The organism is Silvimonas amylolytica (genome assembly GCF_014645555.1).
GTDB classification, from domain to species: domain Bacteria; phylum Pseudomonadota; class Gammaproteobacteria; order Burkholderiales; family Chitinibacteraceae; genus Silvimonas; species Silvimonas amylolytica.
In genome coordinates, this window is the sequence record NZ_BMLY01000007.1 from 218,984 (window position 1) to 228,857 (window position 9,874).

Annotated in this window: 8 protein-coding genes; 3 read left to right on the forward strand and 5 right to left on the reverse strand. The window is 55.0% G+C overall.

The features are described 5' to 3' along the window. Window positions 1–38: 38 nt before the first annotated feature. From IEX44_RS18300 to IEX44_RS18320, 5 genes are read right to left on the reverse strand one after another with little or no spacing between them, the layout of a single operon-like run. Window positions 39–2,111 carry a type IV pilus secretin PilQ gene (locus IEX44_RS18300; RefSeq protein WP_188697501.1) on the reverse strand — a complete coding sequence of 691 codons (2,073 nt, stop codon included), beginning with the start codon at window positions 2,109–2,111 and terminating at the stop codon, window positions 39–41. Further along, complete coding sequence (locus IEX44_RS18305; RefSeq protein WP_229679293.1) at window positions 2,108–2,668, reverse strand: pilus assembly protein PilP; 561 nt, start codon at window positions 2,666–2,668, stop codon at window positions 2,108–2,110. The genes IEX44_RS18300 and IEX44_RS18305 overlap by 4 nt, the downstream gene beginning before the upstream one ends. Further along, window positions 2,665–3,297, reverse strand: coding sequence for a type IV pilus inner membrane component PilO (locus IEX44_RS18310; protein WP_188697503.1), 633 nt, complete (start codon window positions 3,295–3,297; stop codon window positions 2,665–2,667). The genes IEX44_RS18305 and IEX44_RS18310 overlap by 4 nt, the downstream gene beginning before the upstream one ends. Then, entirely contained in the window at window positions 3,294–3,899 is a 606-nt protein-coding gene (locus IEX44_RS18315; RefSeq protein WP_188697505.1) for a PilN domain-containing protein, read from the reverse strand. The genes IEX44_RS18310 and IEX44_RS18315 overlap by 4 nt, the downstream gene beginning before the upstream one ends. Next, on the reverse strand, window positions 3,896–4,972 hold the full coding sequence (locus tag IEX44_RS18320) for a pilus assembly protein PilM (protein ID WP_373287804.1): 1,077 nt from the start codon (window positions 4,970–4,972) through the stop codon (window positions 3,896–3,898). The genes IEX44_RS18315 and IEX44_RS18320 overlap by 4 nt, the downstream gene beginning before the upstream one ends. Before the next feature lie 166 nt (window positions 4,973–5,138). Between IEX44_RS18320 and IEX44_RS18325 the strand changes: the two genes are divergently transcribed. The 3 genes from IEX44_RS18325 to IEX44_RS18335 all read left to right on the forward strand — a co-directional run bounded on the left by IEX44_RS18325 (window position 5,139) and on the right by IEX44_RS18335 (window position 9,777). Next, window positions 5,139–7,442, forward strand: coding sequence for a penicillin-binding protein 1A (locus IEX44_RS18325; protein ID WP_188697509.1), 2,304 nt, complete (start codon window positions 5,139–5,141; stop codon window positions 7,440–7,442). Between the two features lie 203 nt (window positions 7,443–7,645). After that, window positions 7,646–8,263, forward strand: a complete 618-nt coding sequence (locus IEX44_RS18330; RefSeq protein ID WP_188697511.1) for a nucleotidyltransferase family protein — start codon at window positions 7,646–7,648, stop codon at window positions 8,261–8,263. A 56-nt stretch (window positions 8,264–8,319) separates the two neighbouring features. Continuing rightward, a complete protein-coding gene (locus IEX44_RS18335; protein WP_188697513.1) occupies window positions 8,320–9,777 on the forward strand; it encodes an NAD(P)H-hydrate dehydratase in 1,458 nt (485 codons plus the stop codon). The last annotated feature ends 97 nt before the right edge of the window (window positions 9,778–9,874 follow it).

A 9,874-nucleotide genomic window follows, 5' to 3' on the forward strand; every position in this document is an offset into this window, starting at 1 on the left:
GCCGTAGCTCTCCTTTTCCAGGGTGTTACATCAACGACTTAGCGCAGGGTCAGATCAGACTGCAGAATCTTCGGGGTAATGAAGATCAACAGTTCTGCGCGGTTGTCGGTATCAATCTTGTACTTGAACAGATTACCCAGCACCGGGATATCGCCCAGCAGCGGCGTCTTGTCGACCGAGTTGGACAGCGTCTGGGTGTAGATACCACCGATCACGATCGTACCGCCGTTCTCAACCAGCACCTTGGTTTCGATGTGCTTGGTATTGATGGCCGGACCGTTGGTGGTGTTCTGGCCAACGCTATCCTTGTTCACCTTCACATCCATGATCACATTGCCATCTGGCGTGATCTGCGGCGTGACACGCAGCGACAGGGTTGCGTCCTTGAAGGCGATGGTCGTGGCACCGTTCTGCGCGCTTTGCGAGTACGGAATCTGTTGACCATCTTCAATCACCGCCTCCACCTGATCAGCCGTTACCAGACGCGGGCTGGAGATAATCTTGCCTTTGCTATCGGCTTCGAGGGCCGACAGTTCCAGACCCAGCAACCAGTTGGCGCTGGAAGCCACCAGAGCGAAGGTAGAAGCATTGCCCACGCCCAGACCAGTTGCCGGCAAATTCACGTTCAGCAGATTGCTTGTCGAGCCACCGCCAATATTGGTGGTACTACCGTCGCTATTGGTTGTCGTGAAGTTGTTCAGGCTAGGCGCAGTACCGATATTTGTATTACCGGTGTGACCCAACGCAGCCCAACCCAGACGTGCACCCAATTCGCGGCTGAACGTGTCGGACGCTTCAACGATACGCGCTTCGATCAACACCTGGCGAACCGGGATATCGACCTTGTTGATGATGCCGCGTACTTGTTCCAGCTTGCTCGAGACATCCGAGATAAACAGCGTATTGGTACGTTGATCAACCACGACACTACCGCGCTTGGACAGCATTTGCTGGCCATCGGTGAGCATCTTCTTGATGTCATCGCCCTTCTGGTACTTCAACTGGAACGACTCAGTACGGGTCGGCTCCAGATCATCGGTAGCCTTCTGGACTTCGTACTGTTGCTTTTCCTTGTCGGCCAGTTCCTGGCGCGGGGCAATCCACAGCACGTTACCGCTGCGACGCTGATCCAGACCCTTGGCTTGCAGAATGATGTCCAGTGCCTGATCCCAAGGTACGTCTTTCAGACGCAACGTCAGGTTACCGCTCACCGAATCACTGGTGATGATGTTCAGGCCGGTAAATTCGGCAATCACTTGCAGAACGGTGCGAATTTCTACGTTCTGGAAGTTGAGCGACAGCTTCTCGCCCTTATAGGCCGGTTTGACCTTGGCCAGCTTGTCGTCATCAACCTTCGTGCGCACTTCAACAATGAAGCGGTTTTCGGTCTGGTACGCCGAGTATTCCCAGTTCCCCTTGGGTTCAATCACCATGCGGGCGTTGTCACCCAGACTGAATGCGTCGACTTTGTTCACTGGCGTGCCAAAGTCGGTCACATCAAGACGGCGCTCCAGGGATTTAGGCAACGTGGCTTTGGTGAAATCAACCACCAGGCTCTTGCCTTGTGGCTTGATGTCGATACCTACGTTGGGATCAGACAAGTCCACCACGAGGCGGCCTTCGCCATTTTGACCGCGGCGGAAGTCTACGCCCTTGATCGACTGGGTGGTCGCAGATGGTTTCACATCAGAGAAATGCACCGGACGCGCTTCGCCTGCGTTGGCAGACTGAGCCCCATCCAGCGTAATCAGGAACGTCTTGCCGTCGACCTTGGTGGTATAGCCGGCCTGCTTTTGCAGGTTCAACACCACGCGAGTGCGGCCCGAGCCTTCAGCCAGGTTAATCAGTCGCAGTGCGCTACCGTTGACCTGAACCGTGTTCTTGCCCGCCTGATTACCTGTACCGGCAAAATCAAAAGCGATACGCGGCGGCGTATTCACCGAAAAACTGGTCGGCGTAGGTACATCACCGTTGAAAGTCAGCTTGATGACCTGCTTTTCAGCAGAGACTGTGGTTACATCCACGGCGGTGATATCTGCCGCAAACGCCCATGATGCCACCAGCAAGCCACTGGCCAGCAACACTCGTTGCAGGTTAGATGCCTTGATCATTTCTTTAGCTCCGCCTCTTGCAGGGGAAGCGACGTATCGCGCTCCACCCAGTCTCCACCACTGTCTTCGACGATTTCTTTCAGCTTCACTTCGGCATCGGTGATCGCCATGATCTTGCCGAAGTTCTGCCCCATATAGTTACCGACCTTGACTCGATACAAATTACCGTCAGGCGCACGAATCAACGCTTGTATCGTCTTGGCCTGCTGCAGCGTGCCAACGAATGTCAGCTTTTCCAGATCGTAGTTTTCCAGCGCTTCCTTGGGCCGGTTGGTATCGGGTGCCATGGCGCTGTTGTTCTTGCGGGCGGCATCCATCTTGTGTGGATTGAACGGATCGGCCACATCGAACGCGTTATAAGCAAAAGGCGTGTACTGACGCGCTTCAGGCAGGGGTTCAATATGGCCGCGCATGCCTTCTGAACGCTCACGCATCCAGGCCTTCAAATCACTGTTTTCATCGCCAAAACAACCGGCGAGCAGCAACGCAACCATCGACACAGCGAGGCCGCGCAGCATCATGCGTTTATGCTGATGTTCCATGCGTGGAATACTCATCGTGTCCTCTTCTTCGCGTCGACTTCAGCCTGACGCACCTGTTGCTGCTCCGCATCATCCAGTGCGCGATAAGTCTTCACCACAGCAGCCATGGCCAATGTGTCGGGGGACTTCGGCACCGTCAGCTCAATGTTGGTCAATGTCACAATGCGCGACAGTTGCGCCACGTCACTCACAAAGGCGGACAGATCGTGATAGCTGCCGGTAATGCGGATATCGATCGGCATCTCCGCAAACTCAGCGGTCTTGGTTTCAGCCTGCGGTCTGAAAAGGTCAAACTGCAAACCGCGACCAACACCAGCCTGGTTGATTTCGGTCAGCAACGTTTCCATTTCCGACTTGGTCGGCAACTGACGCAACAGCACGCCGAATGAGTCCTGAATTTCTTTCAGCTGTTGCTTGTAGGCCTCCAGGTTGGCCGCCTTCTGGGCCTTATCCAGATACTGGGCCTTGAGCGCCTCTTCCTGCTGCTGGCCGGTGGCCAGTTCATCCATCTGGTCACTCCAGAGCAGAAAATAACCAGCGACCAACACCACCACCACCAACACAACAATCAGACCGATCTGCGCCGCACGCGGCCAGTTCCCCATGTCCTTGGGGTCAAGATTTCGCAATTCATCAAGGGTCATTTGGCACCTCCAGGCGCAGATGCAGGACTACGTGCAGGAGCCGGGCCAGATGCGTCATCCTTGGGTCGGGCAAGACGTACAGTCAGCGTGAACTCAGACAAACGCTGATTGCCTACTTGCGCCGACTTCACTTCGATCAGCGTTGGCTGCTCAAACACAGGCGAGTCTGCCAGGTTGCGCATGTAGGTCGAAACGCGGGCGTTAGACTGCGCGTAACCATTGAGGTTAAGCACCATCTCGGTTTGTTTGACGTTCTTAAGGTAAATGCCTTCCGGTGTCTGGCGCGTGAGCTGGTCAAGCATCTTCACGTCTTCAGAACGGTTAGCCTGCAGGCGCTCTACCACTTTCTTGCGGTCAAGCAACTGCTGCTTTTCCTGCTTCAGTTTGTCAATTTCTGCAATTTGTTGATCCAGCTTGGCATTTTCCTGAGTCAGGAACTGATTACGCTCGGTCTGGGTATCAATGCGGGACTGATAATAAAAATAGCCAAGGGCCACCACGCCCGCAGCGGCAGCAAAAGCGATGGCCAGCATCGCCATATACCGGTTGTGCCGCGCTTTGCGCGCCTCTTCCCGGTGTGGTAACAGGTTAATGCGGATCATGTCGGGTCAAACCTCCGCATGGCCAGACCACATGCGATCAACAAAGAAGGAGCATCCAGCTGGATCTGCTTGCCACGCACCTTACCCGTCGCCATACCGTAGAACGGATTGGCGCGCATGGTGCTGGTTACCTGGGTACGGCTCGACACCGCATCATCAAGACCATGAATGGCACTGCAACCGCCGGCCAGCAAAATATGGTCGACCGTGTTGTAGTTGCTGGATGTATAGAAGAACTGCAAGGAGCGGGAAATTTCCAGCGCCATGGTATCCATGAACGGCTGCAGTACTTCCGGCTCGTAGTTTTCCGGCAGACCGCCCTGCTTCTTGGAAGACTCGGCCTCTTCGGAAGACATGTTGAACTTGCGCTGGATTTCCTGGGTCAACTGATTGCCGGCGTAGGCTTGATCGCGGCTGTAAATCGATTGACCATCCTTGAAAATATTCATGTGCATGGCGGTAGCGCCGATGTCCACCACGGCCACGATCTGGTTGTCACCATTGTTGGGCAGTTGCGGGCGCATCAACTCGAACGCGGCCTGGGTGGCGTATGACTCAACGTCCACGACCAGTGCTTTCAGACCGGCCAGTTCAATCGCGGCCACGCGCTCTTCCACCTTTTCTTTCTTGGCAGCAGCGATGAGGACTTCGTTTTCTTCCGGCACATTGGGCGCAGCGCCCAGCACCTGGAAGTCAAGGTTCACCTCATCCAGCGAAAAGGGGATGTACTGGTTCGCTTCGGTTTCAACCTGCGTTTCCAGATCACGTTCGGACAGATCACCGGGCACCAGAATTTTCTTGGTGATGACGGACGCTGCCGGCAAGGCAATCGCCACGTTTTTCAAACGGGTACCCATCTGCTTCCATGCGCGACGCACGGCCTCACCCACTGCTTCCATATTGGCAATGTTGCCATCGGTCACAGCGTCTTTCGGCAGTGGTTCGATCACATAGCGCTCGAGGCTATAGTTGCGCCCGGTTTGACCCAGTTCGACCATCTTGACGGCCGAGGAGCTGATATCCACTCCGATCAACGGCGGCGCCTTTGGTTTGAGAAAGTCGAGATTCAACACAATTTCCTTTTAAAAACAGGAAAGTAGGATGGTATGCTGTCAGAATGCGTGAAAATCCTAACAAGCTGCGGCCAGACCTGTAAAGAAGCGCCTGGTATTTACGTTTATTTTTGCAACAGGCTGCCTATATCTTAAAAACTTTGTAATGCAGCCTTTAATGAAGAAAATGACAAAACGAATTCTGTTAATTTGCCTTGGCATCTTCTCCGGACTTATTCTTTTTGCCGTCGGTCTGGTCTTTTTTGCCGTCCTTCTGACCTACCCCAGATTACCTTCACTCGAAGCTTTAACCGAGTACCACCCCAAAATTCCGTTGCGTGTATATACCGCTGATCAGGTGTTAATCGGCGAATTCGGCGAAGAACGTCGCGCATTTGTACCGATAGACCAGGTTCCCCTCGTAATGAAACAAGCTTTGCTGGCCGCAGAAGACGAGCGGTTTTACCAGCACGGTGGCGTTGATTACATGGGCGTTGCACGCGCAATGATTGGCAACATGATTCCCGGACATGTCCAGTCCGGCGCCAGCACCATCACCATGCAGGTAGCCCGCAATTTTTATCTGTCAAACGAAAAAACATTAACGCGCAAATTCAACGAAGCGCTGCTTGCATTCAAAATCGAACACAATCTTTCCAAAGACCAGATTCTGGAACTTTATCTGAACCAGATTTATCTCGGTCAGCGTGCATACGGTTTTGCATCTGCTGCACAAACTTATTTCGGCAAAGACCTCAAACAAATAAATGTTGCTGAAGCTGCCATGCTGGCCGGGTTGCCCAAGGGCCCTTCAGTCTACAATCCAGTTGCTAATTTCAAACGCGCTACATTACGCCAGCAATATGTATTACGGCGCATGCACGAGTTGCATTTCATCACCGACGAACAGTACAACACCGCACTGACCACCCCCCTTACCATCAAGCGCATGATCCAGGATTTCCCGGTACACGCCGACTACGTGGCCGAATCCGTACGGCAAATGATGTTCGACCGTTACAAGGATGCCGCGTACACCGCCGGATTCAAGGTTTACACGACGCTCGACAGCAAGAACCAGACAGCCGCGTATCTTGCGCTGCGAAAAGGACTCATTGATTACGATATCCGTCATGGTTATCGGGGCCCTGAAGGCTTTATAGACCCAGAACTTTTCAATGCTGGTAATGAAGAAGCCCTGGACGATGCAACTACTGACATCAAGGATTCGGACGAACAACTAGCAGCCATTGTGCAAAATGCATCTCCGAAGAGCGTGAAGGCCTGGCTCAAAGGCGGCGAGGTAATCACCATTGAAGGCGACGGCCTCAAATTCGCCCGCTTTGCACTGACTGACAAAGCCAACCCGACGGCACGCATCCGCCCGGGCGCCATCATCCGCGTGGTCAAACAGGATGATGGCTGGGCCATTTCACAACTCCCGCAAGTTGAAGGCGCGCTGGTTTCACTGGATAGCCAGAATGGCGCGGTCAAAGCGTTGGTGGGCGGTTATGACTTCAACCGCAATAACTTCAACCATGTCACCCAGGCTTGGCGCCAGCCTGGCTCCAGCTTCAAGCCATTCGTCTACTCCGCGGCACTGGAAAAAGGCGTCACTCCGGCCACACTGATCAACGATGCACCTATCGTTATTAACCCGGACCAGGTTGGAGGGCAGAAATGGGAACCCAAGAACTATGACGGCAAATACGAAGGGATGATGACAGTTCGTAATGCGCTGACGCATTCCAAGAACCTGGTGTCGATCCGTATTCTGCAGTCAATCACCCCTCAGTACGCGCAGCAATTTGACACCCGTTTTGGCTTCACGCCTCAGCAGAACCCGGCGTACCTGACCATGGCGCTGGGTGCCGGTAGCGTCACTCCCTTGCAGTTGGCGGAAGGTTATTCTGTATTCTCAAATACCGGCTATCGTGTTTATTCGTGGTACGTCGACAAGATCCTCGATGCGCGGGGTAACCTGGTGGCACAAACTGCGCCCCAAGTGGCTGGTCAGAATGCCAAACGCACGCTAGAGGCTCGTAACGCCTTTGTGATGACCAGCATGATGCAAGACGTCGTGCGCTACGGGACTGGTAGCAAAGCCCGCGTGCTGGGGCGCATGGATCTGGCTGGCAAGACAGGCACCACCAATGACACCCATGACGCATGGTTTGCAGGCTTCACTCCGGACGTAGTCACGGTGGCTTGGGTCGGGTTTGATCAACCCCGCTCTCTGGGCGGCTCAGAAACCGGTGGCGCGGCCGCATTGCCCATCTGGATCAACTACATGGGCAAAGCACTGGCAGATACGCCAGAACGACAATATCCCGTTCCGGATGGTGTTGTTGCGCAAACCATCCAGACCGAGAAAGGCGATCGCACAGAATACTTCTTTGCTGAATACACGCAGACCAACCCGGAGTTGGGTTTAGGTAGCGGCTCAGTCGCCTCCCAGCCGCTTGATGAAATCAAAGACCTGCTTTTTTAGACAGGAGCAAGCAAACCGGATTCGCGTAATTTCGCGCTATGATTTACTGTTATGCAGTAAGAGCTTGAATCGGTTCAGGCTCTTACTCCCCCGAGACCATTCCCGGAGGTTCCCACCCAGCGACAGCCCTGATCCCCGCAGCCACAGACGGCAATTGGTTGCCATGCTCAACCGCCCTGACCGCCACCTGGAGAACCGCCATCATGGGTAAATCTTTTTCAGCCGACCGTCACACCCTGACCTTGCGCGCCGAAATAGCACATCATGCCGCTCGCCTGATCGCCGAAGACCATATGCATGACTTTGCGCTAGCCAAGAAAAAAGCCGCGCGCCATTTAGGGGTTTCGGATGCGCATGTTCTGCCCTCCAATCAGGAAATTGAGGACGCACTGGCCAGTTATCGTGCTATCTACCAGCCCGAACACGACGGCTGTCTGCAGGAATTGCGACAGAAAGCAGCGACGGTCATGCGGTTATTGCGCAGCTTTAATCCCTGGCTAACAGGTTCTGTGCTATCTGGTGTTGCGGGTAGTCATTCTGATATCAACCTGCTGATGTATACCGACGACCCCAAGAGCGTTGAGATATTTCTCTTGAATGAGCGGATCGAGTATCAGCATCTGGAACCGCCCCCAACCCACCGCCATGCGCTCTACCCGACACTGGCGTTCTGGTATGACGATACGCAAGTCAAACTGCATGTACGTCCGCGGCTTGCTGAGCGCCAGAACCCCAGACGCGAAGAAAAAGAGCGAGCCAGTCTGGATGATGTCCTGGCTTTGCTGGCACAGGACCGCACTCTGAGTGCCTTGATGCTCTGACCTGATGCGGCCCTGCGGGGCCGTAACTGCTTTAATGTAATGAGGCAGGCCCGGCCATGACTCACGATCTATACAACAGCAAAACCACACGTCACATCGAACAAACCCAGGTCGCGGCAGGCGCCCAGTTAATGGTGCGAGCAGGCTTGGCGGCGGCGCAATGGGTGGCGGCGCGTTTTCCGCAGGAAACCCGCGTGGTGGTGCTGGTTGGCCCAGGCAATAACGGCGGCGATGGCCTGACCGTAGCGCGCCACCTCAAAGAAGGCGGCTACAAGGTCAGGGTGCACTATCTTGGCAGTAGCCGTGCGGCCTCCGCCCCGACAGCCAGAGCCCTGGAACTATGGCATCGCGCCGGTGGCACGCTTGACGACAGCTGGGATGAGCACAATGATCTCGTCATTGACGCGCTGTTTGGCATCGGGCTTAGCCGGGACGTCCCGGAGACAGTTGCCAACCTGTTCACGCGAATTGAAACCAGCGGGCAAAAAGTCATCGCCCTTGATATTCCAAGTGGTCTGGATGCGGACACTGGCGCCATTCGTGGCAAGGCATTACACGCGCACACCACGTTGACTTTTATTGGTGACAAACCTGGCCTGCACACAGCAGAAGGTCAGGATTATGGCGGCCAGGTATTGGTTTTCAATCTGGATATTCCGGCCAATGCGTTTCCAACCGGAGATCTACAACTTTATCAACCTGATACGCTACCGCCGAAGTTGCAACGGTATCAAGCTAGTCATAAAGGAAGCTACGGTACGCTGGGAATTCTGGGCGGTGCGGCGGGAATGGCCGGCGCCCCGCTGCTGGCGGGCCGGGCGGCACTACGACTAGGAGCCGGCAAAGTACGGGTGGGCTTACTGGGTTCAGCCTTGGCCGTAGACCTCGTCGCGCCGGAACTCATGCTGACCACCGCGCGAGAGACACTCAACCAATCGCATGACGTCTGGTTAGCAGGGCCTGGATTGGGGCAAAGCCCGGAAGCCATTGATCTTGTCGCGGGATTACTCGGTCGGCAGGAGCCCCTGGTACTGGATGCGGATGGGCTTAATGTATTGTCCAGTCAGCCCGAACTGGCCCGATTGTGTGCCGAACGTCATGTCCCTGCGATCCTCACCCCCCATCCTGCCGAAGCGGCCAGATTGCTGGCTTGCCCAACATCTCAAGTGCAGCAAGACCGCCTCGAGGCGGCACAAGAACTGGCTCAGCGCTATCAGGCCGTTATCGTACTCAAGGGTTCGGGGACCGTGGTGTGCGACAACAAGTGCGTGAGCATCAATGGTTCGGGCAATGCCGCACTCGCTGCCGCAGGACAAGGAGACATCCTGGGCGGCATGATCGCTGCGTTGATCGCTCAAGGCATGAGCTCACTGGAAGCAGCAAAATTTGGCGTATTTCTGCACGGCGCTGGTGCAGATTTGTGGCGGCAAGAATTTGCCGCGGCGATTGGGTTGACCGCGAGTGAAACGATCGACTACGCGCGAAAGATCCTTAATCGGTTGCCAACCGAGTAGATCTGCAAGGAAGAGCGTGGAGTTGTCCGGGGCGCATAAAGCAAAACGCCCGTACAGGTGTCTGTACGGGCGCTTTCTATGGGGTGTCTGGCAATGT

Excerpts from the sequence above, each read along its gene's own strand:
- IEX44_RS18300 (WP_188697501.1), bottom strand. The coding sequence starts at position 2,111 with ATGATCAAGGCATCTAACCTGCAACGAGTGTTGCTGGCCAGTGGCTTG.
- IEX44_RS18305 (WP_229679293.1), bottom strand. The coding sequence starts at position 2,668 with ATGAGTATTCCACGCATGGAACATCAGCATAAACGCATGATGCTGCGC.
- IEX44_RS18310 (WP_188697503.1), bottom strand. The coding sequence starts at position 3,297 with ATGACCCTTGATGAATTGCGAAATCTTGACCCCAAGGACATGGGGAAC.
- IEX44_RS18315 (WP_188697505.1), bottom strand. The coding sequence starts at position 3,899 with ATGATCCGCATTAACCTGTTACCACACCGGGAAGAGGCGCGCAAAGCG.
- IEX44_RS18325 (WP_188697509.1), top strand. The coding sequence starts at position 5,139 with ATGACAAAACGAATTCTGTTAATTTGCCTTGGCATCTTCTCCGGACTT.
- IEX44_RS18330 (WP_188697511.1), top strand. The coding sequence starts at position 7,646 with ATGGGTAAATCTTTTTCAGCCGACCGTCACACCCTGACCTTGCGCGCC.
- IEX44_RS18335 (WP_188697513.1), top strand. The coding sequence starts at position 8,320 with ATGACTCACGATCTATACAACAGCAAAACCACACGTCACATCGAACAA.